Source organism: Pantoea sp. JZ29, from assembly GCF_035190385.1.
GTDB classification, from domain to species: domain Bacteria; phylum Pseudomonadota; class Gammaproteobacteria; order Enterobacterales; family Enterobacteriaceae; genus Pantoea; species Pantoea stewartii.
In genome coordinates, this window is the sequence record NZ_CP045241.1 from 2,693,969 (window position 1) to 2,716,870 (window position 22,902).

The 22,902-nt window shown below is 52.9% G+C and carries 21 protein-coding genes and 1 pseudogene; 9 read left to right on the top strand and 13 right to left on the bottom strand.

What is annotated here, in order from left to right:
• Positions 1–107 precede the first annotated feature (107 nt).
• The 3 genes from GC090_RS12505 (at position 108) to GC090_RS12515 (ending at position 3,200) form a co-directional block, all read left to right on the top strand.
• Positions 108–1,178 (top strand): amidohydrolase family protein, encoded by a 1,071-nt coding sequence (locus GC090_RS12505; protein ID WP_324019958.1) that lies wholly within the window; start codon positions 108–110, stop codon positions 1,176–1,178.
• Entirely contained in the window at positions 1,153–2,427 is a 1,275-nt protein-coding gene (locus GC090_RS12510; RefSeq protein ID WP_324019960.1) for an MFS transporter, read from the top strand. Before GC090_RS12505 ends, GC090_RS12510 begins: the two co-directional genes overlap by 26 nt.
• A gap of 278 nt (positions 2,428–2,705) precedes the next feature.
• Positions 2,706–3,200: a GNAT family N-acetyltransferase gene (locus tag GC090_RS12515; RefSeq protein WP_072209163.1), complete on the top strand. Its 495-nt coding sequence runs from the start codon at positions 2,706–2,708 to the stop codon at positions 3,198–3,200.
• A 159-nt stretch (positions 3,201–3,359) separates the two neighbouring features.
• On the opposite strand, the gene GC090_RS12520 is transcribed toward GC090_RS12515, so the two are convergent.
• On the bottom strand, positions 3,360–3,764 hold the full coding sequence (locus GC090_RS12520; protein WP_239001196.1) for a TetR family transcriptional regulator C-terminal domain-containing protein: 405 nt from the start codon (positions 3,762–3,764) through the stop codon (positions 3,360–3,362).
• Between the two features lie 174 nt (positions 3,765–3,938).
• Here GC090_RS12520 and GC090_RS12525 point away from each other — a divergent pair, with 174 nt between their 5' ends.
• Both GC090_RS12525 and GC090_RS12530 read left to right on the top strand, forming a co-directional pair.
• A complete protein-coding gene (locus GC090_RS12525; protein WP_162286851.1) occupies positions 3,939–4,790 on the top strand; it encodes a LysR family transcriptional regulator in 852 nt (283 codons plus the stop codon).
• Positions 4,791–4,950: 160 nt separating this feature from the next.
• Complete coding sequence (locus GC090_RS12530; RefSeq protein ID WP_205956347.1) at positions 4,951–5,694, top strand: SDR family oxidoreductase; 744 nt, start codon at positions 4,951–4,953, stop codon at positions 5,692–5,694.
• A gap of 221 nt (positions 5,695–5,915) precedes the next feature.
• Here the strand turns inward: GC090_RS12530 and GC090_RS12535 are convergent, their stop codons facing one another.
• Positions 5,916–6,323, bottom strand: coding sequence for a nuclear transport factor 2 family protein (locus tag GC090_RS12535; RefSeq protein WP_324019966.1), 408 nt, complete (start codon positions 6,321–6,323; stop codon positions 5,916–5,918).
• 912 nt (positions 6,324–7,235) lie between these two features.
• Here GC090_RS12535 and GC090_RS12540 point away from each other — a divergent pair.
• Together GC090_RS12540 and GC090_RS12545 are read left to right on the top strand one after the other, a co-directional pair.
• Complete coding sequence (locus tag GC090_RS12540; protein WP_039340894.1) at positions 7,236–7,949, top strand: bacteriorhodopsin; 714 nt, start codon at positions 7,236–7,238, stop codon at positions 7,947–7,949.
• Positions 7,946–8,755: a Brp/Blh family beta-carotene 15,15'-dioxygenase gene (locus GC090_RS12545; RefSeq protein ID WP_324019968.1), complete on the top strand. Its 810-nt coding sequence runs from the start codon at positions 7,946–7,948 to the stop codon at positions 8,753–8,755. The genes GC090_RS12540 and GC090_RS12545 overlap by 4 nt, the downstream gene beginning before the upstream one ends.
• Before the next feature lie 327 nt (positions 8,756–9,082).
• Here the strand turns inward: GC090_RS12545 and ycgZ are convergent, their stop codons facing one another.
• The 4 genes and pseudogenes from ycgZ to GC090_RS12565 all read right to left on the bottom strand — a co-directional run bounded on the left by ycgZ (position 9,083) and on the right by GC090_RS12565 (position 11,302).
• A complete protein-coding gene (gene ycgZ / locus GC090_RS12550; protein WP_162835474.1) occupies positions 9,083–9,304 on the bottom strand; it encodes a regulatory protein YcgZ in 222 nt (73 codons plus the stop codon).
• Between the two features lie 365 nt (positions 9,305–9,669).
• Complete coding sequence (locus GC090_RS12555; protein ID WP_324019969.1) at positions 9,670–10,509, bottom strand: MBL fold metallo-hydrolase; 840 nt, start codon at positions 10,507–10,509, stop codon at positions 9,670–9,672.
• 240 nt (positions 10,510–10,749) lie between these two features.
• Positions 10,750–11,008, bottom strand: a pseudogene (locus GC090_RS12560) (hypothetical protein).
• 126 nt (positions 11,009–11,134) lie between these two features.
• On the bottom strand, positions 11,135–11,302 hold the full coding sequence (locus GC090_RS12565) for a con-10 family general stress protein (protein WP_033738455.1): 168 nt from the start codon (positions 11,300–11,302) through the stop codon (positions 11,135–11,137).
• Between the two features lie 1,782 nt (positions 11,303–13,084).
• Here GC090_RS12565 and GC090_RS12570 point away from each other — a divergent pair.
• A complete protein-coding gene (locus tag GC090_RS12570) occupies positions 13,085–15,004 on the top strand; it encodes a methyl-accepting chemotaxis protein (protein WP_324019971.1) in 1,920 nt (639 codons plus the stop codon).
• A gap of 83 nt (positions 15,005–15,087) precedes the next feature.
• Positions 15,088–15,270 (top strand): hypothetical protein, encoded by a 183-nt coding sequence (locus GC090_RS12575; protein WP_133745147.1) that lies wholly within the window; start codon positions 15,088–15,090, stop codon positions 15,268–15,270.
• Positions 15,271–15,329: 59 nt separating this feature from the next.
• On the opposite strand, the gene GC090_RS12580 is transcribed toward GC090_RS12575, so the two are convergent.
• The 7 genes from GC090_RS12580 to GC090_RS12610 all read right to left on the bottom strand — a co-directional run bounded on the left by GC090_RS12580 (position 15,330) and on the right by GC090_RS12610 (position 22,898).
• Entirely contained in the window at positions 15,330–15,788 is a 459-nt protein-coding gene (locus GC090_RS12580) for a hypothetical protein (protein ID WP_324019972.1), read from the bottom strand.
• Between the two features lie 329 nt (positions 15,789–16,117).
• Positions 16,118–17,026, bottom strand: coding sequence for a LysR family transcriptional regulator (locus GC090_RS12585; RefSeq protein WP_172912623.1), 909 nt, complete (start codon positions 17,024–17,026; stop codon positions 16,118–16,120).
• Positions 17,027–17,597: 571 nt separating this feature from the next.
• Positions 17,598–18,419, bottom strand: a complete 822-nt coding sequence (locus tag GC090_RS12590) for a M55 family metallopeptidase (RefSeq protein ID WP_324019974.1) — start codon at positions 18,417–18,419, stop codon at positions 17,598–17,600.
• On the bottom strand, positions 18,416–19,459 hold the full coding sequence (locus GC090_RS12595) for a DmpA family aminopeptidase (protein WP_324019975.1): 1,044 nt from the start codon (positions 19,457–19,459) through the stop codon (positions 18,416–18,418). Before GC090_RS12595 ends, GC090_RS12590 begins: the two co-directional genes overlap by 4 nt.
• Positions 19,460–19,461: 2 nt before the next feature.
• Positions 19,462–20,346 (bottom strand): ABC transporter permease subunit, encoded by an 885-nt coding sequence (locus tag GC090_RS12600; protein WP_324019976.1) that lies wholly within the window; start codon positions 20,344–20,346, stop codon positions 19,462–19,464.
• Complete coding sequence (locus GC090_RS12605) at positions 20,343–21,275, bottom strand: ABC transporter permease subunit (RefSeq protein WP_039340937.1); 933 nt, start codon at positions 21,273–21,275, stop codon at positions 20,343–20,345. Before GC090_RS12605 ends, GC090_RS12600 begins: the two co-directional genes overlap by 4 nt.
• A gap of 81 nt (positions 21,276–21,356) precedes the next feature.
• Positions 21,357–22,898, bottom strand: coding sequence for a glutathione ABC transporter substrate-binding protein (locus GC090_RS12610; RefSeq protein ID WP_324019978.1), 1,542 nt, complete (start codon positions 22,896–22,898; stop codon positions 21,357–21,359).
• Between the last annotated feature and the right edge of the window lie 4 nt (positions 22,899–22,902).

Sequence of the window (22,902 nt, forward strand, 5' to 3'; positions counted from 1 at the left end):
TGTAAAACACAGTTTTACTCTGTAAACCTCGCATTGCGTGCAGACTGGCTCCCGAGCCCTGTCAGCAACGTCAGATTGGGTTCGGTTACAAAGCATAAGGGGAAGCGATGGAGACAGTTAACGCACCGCATTTGCCTGTCAGAGAAAACTGGCTGGCACGGCATCACGAAAACGCGTTGATGCCCGATCTAACGATAGTGGATGCTCATCACCACTTATGGGATCGCCAGTCAGGACGTTATCTGGTTCCTGAGTTCAGCCACGATATTGAGCAGTCCGGACACCGGGTTCTGTCAACGGTTTATGTGCAGTGCCGTTCTATGCTGCGCTGTAACGGACCTGAAGCTTTCAGGCCCGTGGGTGAGGTTGAGTTCGCGAGCGGCGCTGCCGCTATGTTTGACAGTGGCCATTATGGTAAGGCAGCAGGCTGCGAAGCGATTGTAGGTGGTGCCAGTCTGCTGGCAGGAGATGACCTGCAACCCGTCATTGAATTCATGATGGCGCGCTCAGGGGGACGTTTACGAGGAATGCGTAATCCGCTTGCCTGGCACAGTGATCCCCGCGTCGTATCAAGCCCTGTCACACCGCATGCTGGCCTTGCCACCACTACCGCATTTCGCAAAGGCGCAGCCTGCCTTGTCCGGAACGGACTCTCGCTGGATGTCTGGGTTTACCACACCCAGCTTGATGACATTATTGCGCTGGCAGATGCGCTACCCGATCTTCATATCATTGTGGACCACTGCGGCGGGCCGATCGGCACGGGGCCTTATGCTGGCAAAAGGGATACCGCCTTTCAGGCGTGGCAAAACGCTATTACCGCTCTGGCTGAACGACCAAACGTCAGCATGAAGATCAGCGGCTTTGGCATGACTGTCATGGGCTTTCCCTTCGCACAAAACGCCACACCACCGGACTCGCTGACGCTCTCTCTCGCCTGGCGGCCACTGTTTGAAACGCTGGTCGAAACGTTCGGCGTCACACGCTGTATGTTTGCCAGCAATTTCCCGGTCGACAAAGGCATGTTCAGCTATGGCGTGCTCTGGAACGCCTGCAAACGGCTGGCTGAACACGTGTCTGCCGACGAAAAAGCACACCTTTTCTGGCGCACCGCAGCGTTGAGCTATCGCTTATCTTCCCTGGAGAATGCTGATGAATATCAAATCAAGACCGCATGAGGCTCATCCACTGGAACAGAATGAAGCCAGCCTGACGCTCTCTCAAACATCGGCAGAAAAACGAACGCTCGCGCTGGGTGGGCTCGGGTGGGCTTTTGAAAGCTATGACTCATTTTTGCTCTCGCTTTTATTGCCTGTGCTTGGCGTGGTATTTGCTGTCAGCAAAACTGAACTGGGTCTGTTTATCAGCACCACGGCTGGCGGACAGATCATTGGCGGCATTCTGTTCGGGATGGTCGCCGACAAAATCGGACGAGTCAGAACCGCTTTCGTTTGTATTACGATCTATTCGCTTTTCTCAGGACTGCTGGCCTTTTCCCATCATCAACAAACTTTTGCTTTGCTGCGATTTTGCGGGGCACTGGGAATGGGTGGGATGTGGACCTCGGGGGCAGCGCTCATCGCCGAAACGTGGCGCCCTGAACGCCGTGCCCGGGGTGGTGCACTGATGCAAATGGGTTTGCCGGTGGGGGCCATTTTAGCGATTGGGCTGACGGCACTGGTCACGGCGATGACAGGCAAACTGGAAAACGGCGGATGGCGATACCTTTTCATGATTGGCGCCTTGCCGGTTTTTATCATGATGGTCATTGCCTATATCACGCCTGAATCGCCAGTGTGGCTGGCACGCCAGCGGGAACGGGCTCACAGACCGACCCAGACGGCGCGGTCGGGCAAAACGAATCTAAAGGGACTGTTGCTGGCCTTTACCTTTATTTTTTTCATTCAGTACCTGTTCTGGGGTGTTTTTACCTGGACGCCCACCTATCTACGTGAAGTGAAGCACCTTGATTTCCTGCACAGCCTGAAATTTGTACTGGCCTTGCAAACAGGTGCGATTGCCGGCTTCCTTGTGTTTTCACTCCTGGCAGATAAATGGGGGCGCAGGCCCATGTTTTTGCTCTACCTGTTTATCGGCGCTGTGGCAGTCGGCCTGTATCTGGCGACAAGCCAGCCACTGGTTCTGATGGCAGCCATCTTTATGGCGGGGTTTGGTGTAAACGGTATTTTTGCCGGCTCCGGGCCCTTCCTTGCCGAGATTATTGGCGACACACAGTCACGCGGCTTTTTAATGGGCCTGGCTTATAACGGTGGTCGCTTAGGTGGGTTTATTGCACCGCTACTTATTGGCTATGTTGCCAGCATAGGGGGATTTACCGCAGGGCTGGCGACCACGGTTCTGGCCTTTATCGCCGCAATGGTTGTGGTGTGGATGGCACCCGAAACGAAAGGCATTAAGCTGCAATAGCCCTTTTCTTTAAGCCTGATAAGGCACGACTGTTTTGGTCGTGCTTTTTTTAGTATGTAATGGGCTCTCCTCGCTCTTTAAAGACTTTTTTAAACAACTGAGAAAGAGCCACAATCGACACATCGGGACAATCAAGAGAGAAACGAGCGGGCCTTTCTGAATGACAAAGCCGCCCCTGCAAATCTGCCAGCCAGCCTGAAGTTCTGGTAATAATGCAGATTGATGCGCGAAAATGTCCCCTGGCGACCACGATACTGAATTAACGAAAGGGAATAAACATGGAAGTAAAGGTAGCATTATGTCCACCTGAGGAATGGGAATCCATGGTAACCATTTTTACTGAAATGGAAGAACATTATTATGGCAAGGGAACAATTCATGAATCGCTGATGAAGGATTATCTCCGTAATTTTTTGTTTAACCCGCTTTCCGGAACCATGGTAATCAAGGCTCACAGCGACAATAGCATTACTGGACTGGCCTGTTGCAGCCTGCTTTTCCCTTCTCCCCGATACAGCAGTCAGTTGCACATTAAAGAGCTCTATGTTTCCAGGGACGCTCGAAGTAAAGGTATCGGTAAATCGATGATGCGCTTTATAGCCATGCTTGCGCTTAAACACGAATGCCATAGCCTCAGCTGGAACGCTGAGAAATCTAATTCTGACGCTAACCGTTTTTATCAGTCTCTGGGCGGCAGAATAAATGACAAGATCGTAAATTACTATCTGCATGGGGCGAGCCTGAGCCAGCTGGCATTAAGCGATACAGCATAACCAGATCGCTCCCTTAGTTGATACACTTGCCATCAATTGAACAACGCTCACTGTCACCTGAAAGAGCAACTGCGAACGTCACATTTCCGCGCATAGCAGTCGATGAAGGATGCAGATGTCCGCGCTGTACCAAAAGCAGACTAAAACAACCTCACGCCCTCACTCATTAACATGCTGCAAACGACTGGCGTCCCAGGCCTTCATCGCGAAGGTTACTGCGGCATTCAGTTCCTCGCCTGTTGCACCATCACGCGCTTCGGTTGACAGACCTGTTTCAACGCTGTGCAGATACCTGGCCAGTGCCTGTGCATTCGTGTCTGCAGCCAGTTCGCCCGAGCCTGTTGCTTTGAGAACGCATTTCAGGAACCCTTCGCGGATACGGTTGCGGCGTGCTTCAAGAAGCTTACGGATATGCTCATGCCCGGGCGAACAGGTATTGACGGATAACGCGATAAGGCAACCGCTTGGGTGCCCCTGCTCTGTCTGCATAGTTACCGAACGGCGCAACGCCAGTTCAATGGCTTCGCGCGGAGCGAGGTTGTCGTCCCACAGACAATCGTTCATCTGACCAGAGGCAAAAAAACCGTTTAACAACGCTGTTTTTTACGCTTTTTCCGGCTACCTTTCAGTTGCAGGGGCCGTCTTATGCACCGTTACGATGTCTTGCCTTGCAGCAAAGGCATGTCGCAAGTTATCGCTTTTTACCCTTAGTTTGATTTACCGGTATTGAGAGGCCTTATGTTTGACTGGGAAGATCTGCGCTATTTTTCAACCTTTGCCCAGACTGGCTCGCTTGCCTCTGCGGCAAAAAAACTGGGCGTCGATCATGCAACCATTGCCCGACGGATAGCCTCACTTGAAGCGTCGGTTAATCTCAGGCTGGTTGACCGTCGGCCGCGGGCCTATGTTCTGACGGAAGACGGGCATCAGATAGCACGTTACGGAGAACAGATGAATGCGGCAGCCTACTCACTGGAACGTTACTCCAGTGCTGAACAGGATGTTGCAGAAGGTGACGTAGTGGTTGCTGCTCCTCCGGCTTTCATTGGTGCTTTTATAGCCCCTTACGTTGGAAGTCTCCGTCAGGATCACCCGGGTCTTCGCCTGAGTCTCCTGGTGACCAAAGAACGTCTTTCACTTACCCGTCGTGAGGCAGACATAACCATCAGTATGGTCCGCCCCATTGAGTCTGCCGTTCGTACGCAGCGCGTTGGCCAGGTTAAGTTCAGGCTTTACGGCAGTGCAGAATATCTCGCCGCACCAGGAGAACGGAGCGTCATCGCTTACGATGAGGACGTGACAGAGACGCCACAGCAGGCCTGGCTTAAAGCGCAGTGCGCGGGGCTGAAAGTTGTGTTCTTCAGTAATGATTTACGTATACAGGCTATTACGGCGGCTGGCCATGCCGGTATAGCGCTGTTACCCGAATACCTGGCGAAAGAATATCACCTTGTGCCGACAGATCCCGATGGCCCGGTTCTCATTCAGGACATCTGGTTGAGCGTTCATGAAGATGTCCGGTATGCGAGACGCATCAGTACTGTCCTTGACTTCCTTAAAGGCTGCCTTGAGCCTGCCTGTAGCTTGTGAATTTTTGCATACTGAGCAGGTGATAATCTGGAATATCACACAGCGTTGCAGCCTCCTATACTCTCCCTGACTCTGAAGACGGGTAATAAACCCGGTGTTTATTACCCGACCCGTTCAGGTTCTCTCGTCATTTCCGGTAACCCAGTAAAGGTAATCTTCTATGAACAGTAATATGAGTGGAAAAGTCATTGTTATCACCGGTGCCAGCAGCGGTATTGGTGAAGCCACTGCCCGGCTTTTAAGCGCCGCAGGCGCGAGTGTCGTGCTGGGCGCCCGTCGTCTTGAAAAGCTGACTGCTCTGGCGGATGAACTGACTCGGGCGGGCGGAAAAGCAGAAGTCGTGCAGATGGACGTGTCAAACCGTCAGGATGCCGAAAAACTGATTAAGACAGCTGTAAACACGTTCGGCAGGATTGATGTGCTGATTAACAACGCGGGTATTATGCCCAATTCACGACTGGACCAGTTGCGGGTAGAGGACTGGGAAAAGGCTATTGATATCAATCTTAAAGGCACGCTGTATGGCATTGCTGCAGCCCTGCCCTTTATGAAAGACCAGAAAAGCGGCCATATCATTAACGTGTCTTCTGTAGCTGGCCTGCGTGTTCGCCCTACTACGGCTGTTTATTCAGCGACTAAATTTGCGGTACGGGCTATATCAGAGGGCCTGCGTATGGAAATGACGCCATACAATATTCGCAGCACGATTATTTCGCCCGGACCGGTTGATACGGATTTACCGGGAAGCGTGACAGATCCTGCCGTAGCAGAGCAGGTCAGAAAGATACACGAAACGGCTATCCCGGCAGAAAAACTGGCTGAAACCATCGCGTTTGCAATCAGCCAGCCAGAAGCCATCGACATCAACGAAATCGTTATACGTCCCACCGCAATAGACTTTTGACCATTGCCCTGAGACAAGCTGGAATGTCGGCAGGGGCACAAGAAACATGCCATCTTCTCCATTGCTTCCCTGACGGAAGCCGTGGGCCCATGAAAGATGCGCATCCTTCACCGTAAAGGAAGAAGCCCCGCGAATGCTGCGGGGCGCTTTTGCGTCCGGTCTCATCCGTATTGCGCCTGCTGGTCGTGCCGCCTCTCTCTCCTCGTACCGGATGAGGCTTCTCACTCACGACAGGCTTCCGACACGGCGTAGCTGTCCTCAAACATACGGAAACGCGTAATGAGCCCCTGTTCGATGTACATATCGAGTACAAATTCGGTCTCAATTAACTTACCGTTTTTTTTAACGCGCGTGGCAAGCTCGCCCGTGGCGACGACGTGGTTGCCGTTGATAAGAATGTCGTTGATGTCGAACTTTTCTGACGTCGTCTGCTCCCGGATTTGCGCATAGAATTCGGCCACACCTGTTCTGCCTTTTTTACGCCCAATCCAGGGAACCACTTGTGTATTACCGGCGATAAGCCAGTCCACCTTTTCACTGACCAGTTCAGCGATCTCGCTCACCGCCTCTGAGGTGGCGATACGATGAAAGAAGGTTTCGACTACAGCCTGAGGTGTTGGCGTCGTCATAAAGTGTCACTCCCGTTAACTGAAGCCCAGGCCCTCAAGATTAATTTAGTGTTCCGGCAAGCGGCTTATCTGCAGATGCGGTTATATGGTGCAGGTCAAAACTCGGGTCACTGACGTGATCGTGTTTCGAAGAGCATGTTGCATAACGCGGGCGGTTTCCCCTTTACCTCGTCACTTGAGATAATGTCGCGATCATTAACGCGGTTTTATTCAGGCAAAATGAAGACGAACCGCTTTCCAGACCTGTTCGCTTTGTTCTGAAAAAACATTTAGTCATGCCGGGCGAGTTATTCTGGATAATCCCTCCACAGGGTAACGCCGCATAATCGCTTTTACCGCTCTCTCTGAGATGAAATGCAGCTTATTGTAATAGTGAGCTGACTGACTTAACAGCAATGTAATGCCAGCGTATTCCGTCACAGAGAAAGGGGATTGCGTCAGCCATATAGTCACTAACAGTGATTATACTACAAGCTCTTTAATAGCGGCAGGTTAACGCCCTCTGAAAATCTTATCCCGCGCTTAGTACACCATTCTATTTTCTCTAGCGAAAAATATAATTCTGTTCCTTTCGGGTTATTTATTCTCCTTTTCCACAAAATCACTATTTACAAATAAACCATTAATAATAAAGGCAAAAAATACCTGAAAATCTTTTATTGATGGACGCAAACTGTTAAAAGTGAAAACCGGTGAAACAGCTCTTTACATTTCTCGCCTGGCCAGTGCCGAATATAAAAGCATTTATTCAACCTGTTTCTCCAGCCGTTTTTGAAATACGCTTCAGTCACTCGCGCTTTGAACAGGTTGCCATATACTTCAGGCATATTCTCATTCGGAATATAACGACTCATTTCAATTTATGGCAGCACAAACGGTCCTGTAAAGGCGTCTGTGCAAGGAGACAGTATTATGGATCAAACCGCATTTTTGATCGGGTTTTCGGTCATGGCAATTGCGTCACTGGTAATTTATGCCACAGGCAAAAAAACCTTTCCCTTTCGACATCACACGTTAATGCATGCCTCAGTGCCTTTTATTGCCGCCACCGCTTATCTGGCCATGGCCTTTGGTTTCGGAAATCTGGCCACAGAGAGTGGCAGCATCGTTTATCTCGCCCGCTATGCTGACTGGTCTGTCACCACGCCTGTTTTACTGGCAGGGCTTGTTATGGTTGCCTTTCATGAGCAGAGTAAACCGGGTGAAATGGGCGGGTTTTTAACAGCCATCATCATTCTGGATGTGATGATGATTATCACCGGTCTGGTCTCTTCGCTGGCGGAAACGTTCGCCGCTAAATGGGTCTGGTATCTCTGGTCATGTGCTGCGTTTCTTGGCGTGGTTTACCTTCTTTGGGGACCGTTACGCACGATTGCCGCTGAGCGCGGCAGGGCGATGGCAGAGGCTTACAACAAAAACGTCGCATTGCTGACGGTGGTCTGGTTCATCTACCCCATCGTTTTCCTTGTCGGTCCGGAAGGATTAAAAATCATCACCGATCCTGCGTCCGTATGGGCGTTCCTGGTTCTTGATATCATCGCCAAGGTGTTTTACGCCTTTTACGCGGCGTCCAGTCTTGAAAAAGCGCTGCGCCATACCACCTTTGATGGTGCTGTGCGGGTATGACTCTGCGGCAGATTGCCGGCTGGACAGGACTTTGGGGGGCAGCGCTGGCTGCCTCTTTCAGTCCGATGCCCGTGCAGTTGATTTTTGCCATTGTCGCAATAGGTGTTATTGGCATGGCTCACGGTGCCAGCGATCTGGCAGTAGTAAAACGCGGACGTAAGGTGCCCTTTCTGGCTGCTTATGGCGTGATCATTCTGCTTTGCCTGTTCTGGTGGCACTGGTCTCCGGCACTGGCATTACCCGGTTTCTTGCTGGCATCTGCGCTGCATTTTGCCCTTGAGGATGCCCCAAAGGGAGCGATAACCGAACGTCTGGCCAGAGGCGTCAGCATGATAGCGACGCCGGCCCTCTTTCACCCGCGAGAATACAACATCATTCTTCACCATGCAGGGCTGGCACCCACTCTGCCCGGCTCAGTGACGTTATGCATGGCGATTGCCGGCGCACTTTGTGCCATTAGCCTGCTCATTACCGGCGTGAGTCGTCACGATGTGCGGCTCATGACCGGGACGCTGGCGCTGCTGCTCCTTCCGCCTTTTGTCGGCTTTTCTATGGGATTTTTGATTCTGCATGCCCTGCCACAAACCCGGTTACGCCGTCTTCAGCTGGGCTATGCGCATTACACAGGCTACCTTTATGCGACCTGGCCGGTGTTTGCAGGAGCGATCCTGCTGGCGGCGGTGACAACCTGTATGATGTATCCGTCCAGTGACGCAGACATTAAATCGCTGTTTGCTGCGCTCGCTTCACTCGCTATTCCCCATATGCTGGTTACGCCCTACTTCGAGCCAGGTAGCCATGAATAGTGAACTTAATGTGCGCAGTCCCCGCCGGAAACACGCAGAAGCGTCCCTCCTCTTGCAGGATGCCCCCGCGAAAGACAGTTACTGTGGCTTCCCAGCAAACCGGTTTAAGGCTCCGCTGAAAATCGCTGCATAGCTGCACGCACGCAATACCGCTATCACGCGAGGATCACTGTTCGCTTTCCGGGAGAGCCGCATGTGAAGCGGTGCGCTTCAGTCAGAATGACGCCAATGCCGCCAGGGGTTTACAGCGGCACAGGCAGTGAAGGTGATACAAGGAATCAGCAGGCAAGGACAGATATTCAGGTTTGGCCTGGCAACCTTAACGGATCAGTTACCTGATTTACGACCGAACAAGAGACCCAGCAGTTCACGGTAATGCTGTTCTTCTTCTGCACTTCCTGCCAGCTCCAGGCGTCGGACGAGTTTGCTGCAAATAGCCGTGCGGTTCAGGCTTTTTCCTGCTCGAAGTATTTCGGATGCAATGCTGCCCAGCGTTTCTTGCTGCGTAGGCAGTGACGCGCTTTCAAAGTAGCGGGCAATGGCGCTCATGGCGTCGGGTCTGGACGAGTTTTTATACAATGTCGGCTCTGGGGAAATATTTAATGAGTTAACTATTACGTGTCGGTAAAGTTATAGACTTGATGGTCCGCTGTACAGGTGTATTTTTGGAAACGCTCGTTTTCTTTTGCAAAACGTGCTTTTGCCTCCATCCTGGCTGATCTCACGAGAATCTGACAGGCTTTTCAGTCCTGATCCCGGGTGGGCTCACCACCGACACCACAGCATTCCTGAACTGGTTCTGAATTCTGCGAGATGAGAGAAAGAATGATGTTACCGACACGCTAATCGCAGCGACATTTTCTCTTTCACATTGAAAATGCCCTGCTTAACACGTTAAAGGTGATCGGGAATGATCACTCTTTTTCCGGCCCGGGATTCAGGGCATTAAGTTGTTTCGCATCATGGCTGCAAAAGAAGGTGATATCCTGGTGATGCTGACTCAACAACGCACGAAGCTGCTGTTGTGTACGCTTTCTGGCTTCGTTATCCATGGCCATCATCCACTGATAGAAACGTAGCCCTGGCGTACAATGAGGATCCTGCAGCGCCATCTCGCCCCGATAGAACCAGGCGTCGCCGCCGTGAAGCAACCACCCTTCCGACCGACTGACTGCAATACCGGCATGGCCTTGCGTATGGCCGGGCAGTGGCACAAGCAGAATTTCAGCGGGAAGGCCTTTGAGTGCGGTTACGGCATCAAAGCCGTACCATTGCTCTCCCTGAACCTGATAGCCTGTCCAGCCAGAAAGGCCGGTCCACTGACCGGGCCGATAGCGTTCGCGGGCCAGCCAACTGTGCCGCTGTTGTGATGTATCAATCTCGGTTTGTAGCAGATGTACCTGAGCGCCAGGGAAATCAGTGAGCCCCCCAGCATGGTCAAAATCAAGATGAGTAAGAACGATGTGACGCACATCGTTAGTATTGAATCCCAGCGCCTCAATGCGGGAGCGTGCAGTGAGGGCTTCCCGCCTTTGAATATTGTTCAGCAACCGAAAAAAGCCAGAAAGACGTTTTTCTGGGTGGCGCATATCATCCCGTCCAAAACCGGTATCGACCAGGACCAGACCGTGTCGATCTGTTTCTATCAGCAGGCAATGGCACACCAGATGGGCATAAAGGCCTTTACTGAAACCATCAAACAGCGCTCCGCCCACCGGGCACATACATCCACAATTAAGATGATGAATTTTCATAATTTACCCAGCTTTAAAATGTTGTAAACGTTCAGACAGGCGGTATCTGGAAACCTGTATGACTGAAGGCTCTGAGAGCATGAGATGAATGGCTGTTCCTGATAACGCACGTGTTTGAAACAAAAGAAGCACAGGCAGACAGCCGTCGGAATGCACGATGCCTGGCGCTCAGAACGTACATGAGGAATAAGCAGTGCATGGGGAACGAAGCGCCTCCGGCCTGGCTATCGTTAGTGTTGCTCAGCTGAGTTTTACATCGGTGGATTTTTCCTCTTCAAGCCTCTCCTCACGCCGTTGTGATGCTTCTTTCAGGCCGAGTGGAGAGGCAAGCGCAATGCGCGTCTGCAACCACTCCCTCCAGAGCGTGGCATTTCAGATGAACAATGCGACGTTTATCGCGGGCATCAATAATCTGATCAAGGCGCGAAATTTGCTTTTCAGCACTGTAAACGTCAGAGAGGTCATGAATAAACAGATCAAGTAACGTTTTTACTTTCACAGATTAATCACCCTTGCGGCCAGTGATAAACATAAAAGAAGGATCTCTACGAATAACAGCAGCGTTCAACGGGCGTTGTTCATGGAGCGCTCCCTGCTCCCCAGTCTGTCCTTTAATTAAAGTGAATCAGGAGCCACGATGGCTGTTTTGTCCACCTTTCTTACCTGCTTCAGAGGCTTTTTCGCGGTCGTTCTTGAAGTTACCGCCGCTATGCTGGCCGCCTTTTTTGCCGGCTTCAGAAGCTTTCTCTTTATCTTCAGCGAAATTACCGGAACCGCCACGATGTTCAGTCATGATATTTCCTCCTAAAAGTAAAAGTTACATGCTTCATTTCCATGCTAAGCATGGCATTGTAAGGCTATAAAACTTTTTTAATACTGCAAGCGTGACGGGAATTCTTTCTGAGGATTTTACGGGGCAACCTTATACAAATCTCGCATCCGGCTTAACGCTTTCTCTCCGTTTCTTACCCTCACTTCGTCCCACGGTTAAAGAAAAAACAAACAGAACAGCGGGTTGTGAATCATTGATTATTACCCACCTTCCTGAATTATTTCTTAAGGAAATTTTCCCGCCTGAAAAAATCCAGACAATTATTTGCTAACCCTTTTTCCATCTCACTTATGCTCATTGTCATACACGCATGACACGCCCGATGTTTTATGGTGCTTTACCGTTAGGTTTTCGCTTTCTTCCGGATGCTTGACACGTTTATAAGATTACTCTCAAAAGCCGCCGCCATTATTTTGTACAGGAATCAGGATTGTTGTACAAATTTGCCCATTAACCGTCTTCAATAAAAGAATTATTACCGGGTAAAGTTAAAGCGCTATCCGATGCGAATAAAAGTAGCGGTCATGAAAAATAGTTCTCACTGGTACTTTAAAAAACCTTATACGCTATTCTTAGCCGGCAAGGACTGGCGGAGAGGGGTTAAGAAAATAGAGATAAGCGCCGTGGCGGTGGCGGACATTCAGCTACACATCCTAAAAAGACGTTCGGGGCTCGACAAAAAGAGAGTGGCATTTAACGTTAACATCCTTTTACAGAACGATTGACGCTGGCCGCCCTGTATCAGGCGTAATCGGGGGTTAACGCTTTACCCGTCCGAAACGAAACCTGCCATGTCTGAGTCACGGGCTCACGCCCAGACGATGCTATTGCCACATATCGGCAGTTTCGGTTTAAGCCCACTGAGGCTGGCTTGTGATTTCACTAAGAATCGCCCATGTCTGGTTGAAAACTGCGATTTTTATTTATAGGTAACATCATAAGCCTCCCTGTGAGATTCCTGCTTCAGCGAATTTAATCAGACATTCCTGCGGATATTATTCATCCTGCGCGTCAGCTTCTTCATCGCAAAGATAATACAGATGCTGCGCCAGCCCTGGGCCGAAGTAAAAAAACGCCCCCACTCAATAGCGGGGGTGAACCAACTAAACAGTTCCAGGCTACTTTAGCTGTAGGCGCCAGCAGGCACCCACGTTAAATTATTATTGTACTGATGCCTGAGCGTTGCAAACGAGGCGGTAATACCACTCAGGATTATCTGCCGGACTTTTTACAAGTCTACTGCAATATTAAATGCTCCTGAAAAGTAAACGGGCAATTGCTTTGGTTAAAAAGAGCTGACGTGGGAATGATTAAGCGAGTCAGGATGTTTTTGAAATTTATTTAACAGAAATAACCGTACACGCACTTAGCCTGTCTTTACTACGCCTTTTCCGGCACCATTGACACCTTCTCTACTCTGTTTCGTGTGAAAAGGCTTAGCCTGTATTTCAACCTCAAAAAAGCACACTGCCCTTTTTACCTGTAAAGGTAATACGTGCCCCAGCGATATCCCGCCTCGTTTAAAAAACACAGTTAGAATACAGATGGTAACGCGAGCAATAGTTAACGCCATGATTTTCAACCTGTGGAGAAAGAACAATAAAATTGATCAAAATCATAGAAAGTTAAAAATGGCAGATAAAAAACAAAAGAAGCATAAGGAATGTATCTTTTGTGCCGATATACGATTACCGCCTGAGAAAACCTAAGGCTCGGGGTAACGTTCAACACAGGGTTAATTAAATGAAAATTATAAAAAGCTTTTACAATTTAAAGATAGGCGGGAAACTGGTTCTGGGTTTTCTGTTAGTTATTCTTGCCTCACTGATTATCTCTTCGCTGGCGCTCAAATGTTTTTTAAATATCAAAGAGAACTCTGCCAAACGTGACATTACCGTACAAATGCTGGATTCACTGGCTAAAGCCCGGCTTAACCGCACACTTTTTCAGTATACTCGTGAGACGAAGTTTATCGAAATCAATGGCGAGGCAATGAACCAGCTTTCGGGTTTACGGCAAAGCCTTGAGCACTACTCCTGGTCCACGGCCGGGCGTGAAAAGCTTTCTGTTCTCAGCGTTGCCCTGAATCAGTATCGGGAGAAACGGCAGACTTTTCTTGCGAGTACAGACAAAACCGTCCTCTCCTTGAATGAACTGAACCGCCTGGAACTGGCCGCGCTGTCAGAAAAACTGGCTGCCCGACAGACGTCCGTTCCTGCTGACGCTGCTGCTCAACTGCTCACGCTGAGCCTGAAGATCGAACAGGCCGCGTTTTATGTGCAGGCATTTATTAAAACGCCAGATTCGTCATCGCTGGATAAATTTGCTGGCATCAGGGATACCCTGTCATCGCTTAAGACCCAGCTGTCCGGTCCGTCCGCTTCAGAATTCACTACCTTGTTAGCCGAAGTGGAGCAAAAAACAACGTCCGGCCCTGTGCTGTTGAACAACTATCTTCTTGCCGTTAACGCAGAGAAACACGCCTCAGACGACATGACGGCCGCCGCAGGCAAACTTAATCAGTCCATGACAGATTTGGCTTTCTTCCAGTCTCAGATGGCTGAAGAGTACATACATACCGCCCTCTGGCAGATAGGTTTCACCACGATTACCTGTATTATTCTTAGCCTTGTTGTCGCCTGGAGAATGACCCGTAGCATTACCGTTCCCCTGAAAGAGACGCTTTCTTCAGCAAAACGCATTTCAGCAGGCGACCTGACGTCAGAAATAACCAGTTCGCGTACTGATGAACTGGGCGAACTGATGACCGCCGTCGGTGCCATGAATCACAGTCTGCGCACTATCATTTCGAAAGTCCGTGACGGTGTGAACAGCGTAGCTCGCGCCTCCTCTGAAATTGCAGCAGGTAATACTGACCTTTCCTCACGAACAGAACAGCAGTCCGCAGCCGTTGTAGAGACCGCTGCCAGTATGGAAGAGCTGACCTCAACCGTAAAACAGAATGCTGAGAACGCCCATCATGCCAGCCAGTTGGCTACCGAAGCATCACATAACGCCAGCCGTGGCGGGGAAATTATCAGCGACGTGATCGCCACGATGGGTGGGATAAGTCAGAGCTCGGGCAAAATTGGAGAAATCATCACTGTCATTAACGGTATTGCTTTCCAGACGAACATTCTGGCGTTGAATGCCGCGGTCGAGGCGGCACGGGCAGGCGAACAGGGACGCGGCTTTGCTGTGGTAGCAGGTGAAGTACGTAGCCTGGCACAGCGCAGCTCTGTTGCGGCAAAAGAAATTGAGGCACTCATTCGGGAATCCCTGGAGCGCGTAAACAACGGTACCGAACTGGTTAACCGTGCCGGTAATACCATGGGAGATATCGTCAAATCCGTCACGCAGGTCAGAGATATTATGGGCGAAATCGCTGCCGCGTCTGACGAGCAGAACCGGGGCATTACCCAGATAGCGCAGGCGATGACGGAAATGGATACCACGACGCAACAGAATGCTGCGCTGGTTGAGGAGTCATCTGCGGCGGCCAGCAGCCTGGAGGATCAGGCGCTGGAACTTGAAAAAACCGTGGCCGTATTTCGGTTACCGGCGCCCTCTTCAATGACCGTGACCAGCGCTCCGGTGATCGCGCGCAGTCGGCACATTCCGGCTTCAGTGAAAACCTCAGACGCCAACTGGGAGACATTTTAAGGCATAACGCAAGGCCGTGCTGGGGCGCTGTGTGTGACGCGCCTCAGCAAGGGTTGATGCGCCTGACGGCATCGGGAGGATACGTGACTGAAAATAAAATGCATACCGCTCACATTATCGTTGGTGAGGCAGCCGAAGCCCTGTTTTATGAAGCCGATTCAATCACGCGGAAAACGTTAATTGATAAGCTCTACAGCATTCTGCAGCAGGAAACAGGCAGTCAGCGTAAAGCCGCAATCATCGAAGCAATAAAACTGTTCATTTGATTTGTACACTCAGTGCCTGAGGAAATGTGAAAGCCCTTCAGTCAGGAAGCATCCTTACCTTACGAAACGTAAGTGCCACTCAGGCGCATCATACGCTTGAGGTCCTTCTCACGACCACAAAGGCGAAGAATGGCCGCAAGTTGTGCTTTCACGGGTAAAAACACCTGCTGCGATCTGATACTCACGGTAAAGGTTTCGCCTACTGAGAGAGCTGTCCAGCCTTGTTCTGTCAAAATGTGGAAGCCACCGAGGAGTTCAACCGGCACCGGACCAGTCTCAGGTCGCAGCAAAAAGTCGGAGCCGAACCGTAAAGACGTCTCATCAGCATAGTTGGGCCAGGCGTATTTCTTGCTCAGAAAAGCCGCGGCATGCGAAGGCAGGACAATATCGATATCGTTCACCGGCCCCTTTTCAAGGCCGTAAAGCACCATGGCCGCTCCCCCGATCACCATCCAGGGCAAAGCGTGCTGATTCAGTTGCTGTGCCATTTTTGCCAGGGTTAATTCTAAATCGTCCATATATCACTATCACTCGGTTGAGCGCGTTTTACGACGTAATGTTTTTTCGTTGTGCTGACGTTGTCTTAACGCAACTGGATAACTGTATGCCAGATTTATGACATCTGAAGGCAACTGCAAGGAAGGGTCAGAATCGCTACGGGTTGGCTAAACAGCACCATCATAAAGCCCTCTGTCGCCTTACCCGATCAGGAATGACGTAAACCGGTGCAGGAAAAACGGCGCAACCTGTCGTCAGGCCAGCCACAACGCGCATCTGAAAAGCACGAACAAGGCCGTTCAGGCGCGGCGAAAAGGCCTGAACGCAGCTCCTACCATCGTTTATTTGCTCAGTCACAAATAAACTGCGCTTCGCACTGGCGAGCGATGTCCCACAGCCTGTTGCGAATGACCTGCTTAAGTTGCAGCGTGGACTGGGACTGGGGTTGATCGCGACGGCTGATCAGCATCACTTCAAACGGCAACGGCTGTGCGACGGGGAGTAATTTTAGCTGTTCGGCATAGCGGCAAGCCGTGAACAGATCCACCACGCCCACACCGCCGCCTGCCAGTACCATATCCGCAATCACCGAGTAGGTTTTAATCGATAACGACACCGCCGGATTCAGCTTTTTATCGCGTAGCGCGCGGTGCAGGACGCGCCCAAGCGGATCCTGGGTCTGCATCATCAGCAGGTTATTCGCGCATAACCATGCCAGCGTAACGGGCTCATGCTGGGGATGATTTGGCGGTAGCAGCGCCACCATTGACGACTGAAACAGCGGTTCCGCCAGCAGCGCTGCATCCACCTGCTGACCAAAGACCAGGGCGAAATCAAGCTGATCATCCAGGATCATTTGGCATAAGGTACTAAAGTGTTCCGTGACCAGCTCAACGCTGACCGAGGGCACCTGTTGTCGCCAGGTGACCAATGCCGGTGCCAACACCATTTGACCGAAAGCGTGAGCCGCACCGACACGGACGATTTGCCCTTCGCCGCGTCGCAGTTGTTCAGTGAGCTGGGTGATGGATTGTAAGCGTTGGTAGAGATCTTCCACCTCTGGCAGCAGCCGTCGCCCTTCTGCCGTGACGCTCATGCCCTGGATACGCCGCTCAAACAGCGCAAAGCCCAGTTGCTGTTCTGCATGATTCAGCACGCGGCTGATATTGGGCTGCGATACGTTGAGCAGGCGCGCGGCTGCGCTGATGCTGCCGGTCTGTACGATGGCCTGAAAGACTTCTATGTGACGGAGCCGCATCATTATTTACCCTGTGTGGATTCAGCTACCCGCAGGCCGCTGTGATGCACCCTTTTCAGCGCTTCACTTACAGCACCGCCAACGCCTGAATCAAAATGGAAAACCTGAACCATCTGTCATCTCACCCGCGGTACGGGCAAAGAAACGGCCAGCGCCTGAATCTGTCCTGCCTCTGTCGTTATTCCTTACTGCCGATACGATCCGGGCGGGTAAAGACAGGACAACCCCTGCTGCAAAAATTGTACCGTAAAACAGAGGGAGGCGAAGGGACCCGCTACCGCCTTGCGCTGAAATAAGGCGGCGCCGGGCTTATGCAAGGGGAAACAGGTGCAAATCGCGCCGGTATCGGTCCATTTCCCCTCACTGGCTGAATCATTGAAAAGGGTAAAGCCAGGCGTTCGCCCTGCCATGGTGCAGCGGGGAGACGGCCGGGTTATCTCATGTGGATCGACGGTGCCTGGTGGCGGATTATCGGTCAGTGCGCACGATCGCGCCCGGCGGCGATGTTTCTGAAAAAAGGAAGCTGCAGGGGCGAAGGTTACCCGCCCCTGACCTCATGGCTGTCCCTGTGCTACGACTGGGTACTCGCCAGGTAAGAAAATGCACTGAGCAAGCTGATCAACGTCTCCATCCGCTCTGCCTGATATCCCACGGTAACCGCATCGATGCGCGTGACGCCGGGGATCAGGCTGAACAGATCGGCCAACACGGGTTTACTGGCATGAAGCTGCATATGATAAGGCGCGGTCAACCGGGTCGTGCGCGTATCGCGCTGATGCTCAAGCGCGGCGCGTGCAGCACTGCCTATGGCACGTTGTGCCGCTTTGGGACTAATGGATTCTGCGCAGGTATGGGAAATGGCGCGTTTGACACAAACGTAGTCAACCGTTGGGTAATACTCTGCTATCCAGCTCTGCAGCTGATCGTCGCCCGTGACCAGCCACAGTGGCGTGCCCTGCTCAGCGGCGGCAGCGGCGTAAATATCGGTTTCGCCCATCACCAGGCCATTGATATGGATACGCCAGAATGCACGGCCATTAATGGTGTGCGCCAGTACGCCGGGTTCGCCTGCTGCGCTGTGATAGCCCACCAGAAATAATCCGTCGAACGTCTGCTGTTCTATGCCTTCAACCATCGACAAGCCGCGCGGTTTGCCCTGCACCAGCCGGGCGCGGGGATCAAGATTTTCCGCCCGCAGGTTGGTCATTTGCGCATGGCTGTCTGCAACGACCACCTCCGTTGCGCCTCCCGCGAACGCCCCCTCAATCGCGGCATTCACTTCCTGTTCCATCAGACCACGGGCCAACTGATATTCCGGGTTGCCGGGTGTGCATTGCTCCGGACGCATAACGCCCGCGATACCTTCAATATCGGCAGAAATAAAAATTTTCATGTGGTTAACCTGTCCAGAATCTGAGTCAGTGAGGGGCGATGGTGACCCCGAAAGCCGGTAACAGGCTCTGCGTTCAACAAGGCATCGAGTACAGCCTGTTCGGTGGCATCTGCCGCGGCGGCAAGCAGCGGCTCCAGCATGGCGTCCTGCGGCGGTTGCGGCAGCGGTTGCGTTGAAAACGCTACGGCGATATCGCCCGAGCCGTGGCCCCAGTAGCTGCCCAGCCGCCCGAGGCCGGCACCGGCACGCTTCGCGATACGCTTCAACTGACGCGCATCCAGCGGCGCATCCGTCGCCATCACGATGATGACAGAACCGGCATCACGCTGCGGTGCCTCTCCTGCCAGCAGTGGTGCAATCACTTCACCGAGTCGCACACCGTCAAGCGTGAGCGCGCTGAGCGTGCCAAAATTCGCCAGCACCAATACTCCCAGCGTGGCATTGAGCGACGGAATAACACGCGAGGCCGTGCCGATCCCGCCCTTCAGATTAAAACAACTCATCCCGCGTCCTGCGCCAACGCTGCCGCGGGAAAAGTCCGCTGCGGCTGTATGCAATGCTTCCTGCGCCATCGCCTCACTGATGGCCAGCGCCTGAATATCATTGAGCCAGCCGTCGTTGCACTCTAGGGCCAGCGGGTTCACCGTCGGTAGCGTCCGCCCGAGTTCCGGGTTACGACGGATGGCGTCCCGTACCAGCGCGGTAAACAGCGTGCCCACCGCCAGCGTGTTACTGAGCAGAATCGGCGTGTGTAACACACCCAGCTCCTCGACCTGTGTCAGTCCGACCGGTTTCGCAAAGCCATTCAGAACTTCAGCTCCGCACGGCAGCGGCGTGAGAAACAGGTTATCACCCGGCGGAACGATAGCGGTGACGCCAGTCTGCCGCCCTCCCTCAGCCAGCGTGACGTGGCCGACGCGCACACCAGCCACATCGCTGATGCGATTAGTGGGGCCGCATGCGCTACGCGGCTGCCCCAACTGACGTTCGTTACGCCAGCGATCCAGCAGCAGTTCGCACTGCCATTGTTGAAAGTCCATCGTCAGCCCTTGAGTTTCGGGTCGAGCGTGTCACGCAGCGCGTCGCCGAGCAGGTTAAACGCCAGCACCGTGATAAAAATCGCCAGCCCCGGAAACACGCTCATGTGCCACGCGCCCGCCATCATCATGCTCCGGCTCATGGCCAGAATATTGCCCCATTCAGGCACATCCGGCTCCGGTCCGAGGCCAATAAAGCTTAAGCCTGCCGCTGTGAGAATACTGGTGCCAATGCGCATCGTAAAATAAACAATGACGCTGGAAAGCGTGCCCGGCAGAATATGGCGCAGGATAATGGTTTGGTCGGGTGCACCGGCACAGCGCACGGCTTCCACATAGGCAGCCTGTCTCAATGACAGCGTGGAGGCGCGCACAATCCGGGCAAAGACGGGCACGCTGAACACCGCGACGGCGATGATGACATTGTTCAGGCCCGTTCCCAGAAGCGCCACCACCGCAATGGCCAGCAGCATGCCGGGAAACGCGAATAACACATCAGCACCGCGCATGATCAGCATATCGACCCAGCCACCGTAATAGCCCGCCAGCAACCCCAGCACGACGCCGACAATCATGCCGAGCGTCACGGACAGCACGCCGACATACAGCGAAATACGCGCCCCATAGATAATACGACTGAGCAGGTCGCGCCCCAGTTCATCGGTGCCCATCCAGTGTGCTGCCCAAGGGGGCGAGGATAACGCCATCCAGTCGGGTGCCATCGGATCCCAGGGAGCCAGCCAGGGCGCAAAGATCGCCACCAGAATCAACAGCAGGACAAATCCGCCTGAAACCAGCGCCAGAGGATTGCGCACAAAAGCATGCAGGAAATCGCGCCACGGCGAGCGAATGACCTGAGGCGGGTTGTCAGTCAGCGATTGATGACTCATCTCGGCTCCTGTCGCAGACGAATTGCCGGATTGACGACCGCGTAAAGCAGATCCACCAGCAGATTAATGACGATAAACTCAAATACAAACAGCATCACCAGCGCCTGAATGACCGGCTGATCCTGCGCTTTGATCGACTCAATTAACAGCCAGCCTAACCCTGGCCAGTTGAAGACGCTTTCCACGACAATCGAACCGCCCAGCAGAAAACCAAACTGCAACCCCAGCATGGTGATCACCGGGATGAGCGCATTACGCATCACGTGTTTCCACGTCACCAGACGGTTACGCAGCCCTTTCGCTTTCGCGGTGCGCACGTAATCTTCCTGTGCCACCTCAAGGAAGGCCGAGCGGGTAAAGCGTGCCATGACCGCCGCAACGGACGATCCCAGTGTGATGGCGGGCAGGACAATATCGCTGGCCTTGTTAAAGCCGCTGACCGAGAACAGGCCAAAAGGCATCGCAACGAACTGGATTAGCAGCAGCCCCAGCCAGAACGCTGGCATCGAGATACCGCCCACCGCCACGCTCATTAGTGTCCAGTCTTGCCATTTCCCTCGTTTCAGGGCCGCGAGTACGCCAAGCATCAGGCCGAGAAGCACAGACCAGGCGAAACCGGCTAAGGCGAGCCACAGTGTGGGCAGGAAGCCCTGCTTAATCACCTGCAGCACCGGTTGCTGGGTGCGGTACGTGGTGCCAAGATCGCCATGTAACAGGTTGTCTATCCAGTTAACATACTGCTGCGGCAACGAGTCGTTGAGCCCGAGGTGCTGACGTGCCGCTTCGACCGCTTCAATCGGTGCATCCGGTCCGGCATAAATGCGCGCCGGATCGCCCGGCAGCAGCTTGATGAAACCGAAAACCAGCAGCGAGACCACCAGCAAAACCGGGATCATCTCCAGCAATCGGCGAATGATGTATGCAAACATGCCATTCCCTGAAATAAAGGTGAGACGGGGAGCCTCACGTGCCGCCGCAACCGGCAAGGACACGTGAGGGACATCCGCGACTTATTTAAACGACGCCTGAGTAAACAACAGATTGCCATCAGGCAGCATCGAAACGCCGCTCAGGGTGCTGCGTTTGCCTACCAGATTGTCTGGCGTGCCAAGGAACGCCACGGGGGCCTCTTTCCACAACAGCTTTTGCGCTTGTGCATAGGCGATACCACGTTTTGCCGGATCGGCCGTCGCCAGCCCGGCAGCAATCGCCTTGTCGACGTCAGGATTGCTGAAATAGGAGACATTGTACGAGGTAGGTACCCATGATTCGGTGGCGAACAGCGGACGCAGAGCCCAGTCGGCATCGCCTGTAGACGTCGACCAGCCGCCATAATAGAGGTCAAATTCGGCTTTTTTCGGGTCCTGAACGCCCCACAGCTTCGCGTTGCGCGTTCCGGAATCCATCGGTGTCACCGTGGCGCGAATACCCACCGTGGCCAGTTGCGCCTTCAGCACCTGGGCGGCGCGCACGCTGGCGGTCGCATTGGTGACCCAGAGCTTGAGATCCAGCCCATTCGGGTAGCCCGCCGCTTTCAGCAACGCTTTGGCCTTATCCGGCGCATAGTGGTAATCGGGATCGCTCTGCTTCTCATAGAACTGCACCCCTTCCGGCATCGCGGAGGTAGCCGGTTTACCCAAACCGGCAAAGGCCACCTTCAACCACAGATTACGGTCAATCGCATAGTTGATTGCCTGGCGCACGCGGACATCGGCCAGAGGTTTATGCTGCGTATTGATCGCCATGTAATAGAGATAGATGCTCGGATCGCGCTGAATCGCGAGGTTGCTGTCCTGCTTCACCGCCGCGATCAGATCCGAAGGCAAAGGCCAAATGGCATCCACCTGACCCGATTTCAACGCGGCAACCCGTGTCTCATCTTCCGGGCTGGGTGAGAAAATCACCTGATCGACTTTGGGCCAGCCCTGCCGCCAGTAACCGTCATACTTCGCCAGCGTGACCGCTTTGCCCGGAGTCCAGTTTACGAATTTAAATGGCCCGGTCCCCACCGGATGCAGCCGCAACTGGGCCTCGTCCGGATACTGTTTCAGAACCGACGGGCTCCACATCACCGCCGAAGGGTGCGCCAGCGTATTAATAAAAGCACCAAATGACTGATTGAGTGAGATTTTCACCTGATCGGGTGCCAGCACCGTCACCTTATCGATCATTTTGTACAGGCTGTTGCGCTTCAGCCCTTTTTTCTGGTCTGCCAGACGATCAAGGTTCGCTTTGACTGCTTCCGCATCAAAAGGCGTACCGTCCTGAAAGGTAACGCCTTTACGCAGCGTCAGCGTAAATTCCGTCGCACTGTCGTTGGAGGTGTAACCGGTCGCCAGCCAGGGCTCCAGCTTCATCTGGGGATCAAACTGAAACAGGCGCTCAAAGATACCGCTCTGCACCGAGTAGCTGACATTATCCGAGGTATCGTGCGGATCGAGCCCCGTAATATCGGCATACATTGAAATGCGCAGATCCTGTGCCTGCGCGGTCATGACCAGTGTCGTCGTTAAGGCGAGGGCGAGTGAAGTACGGCGGAACAGCGTTTTCATAAAA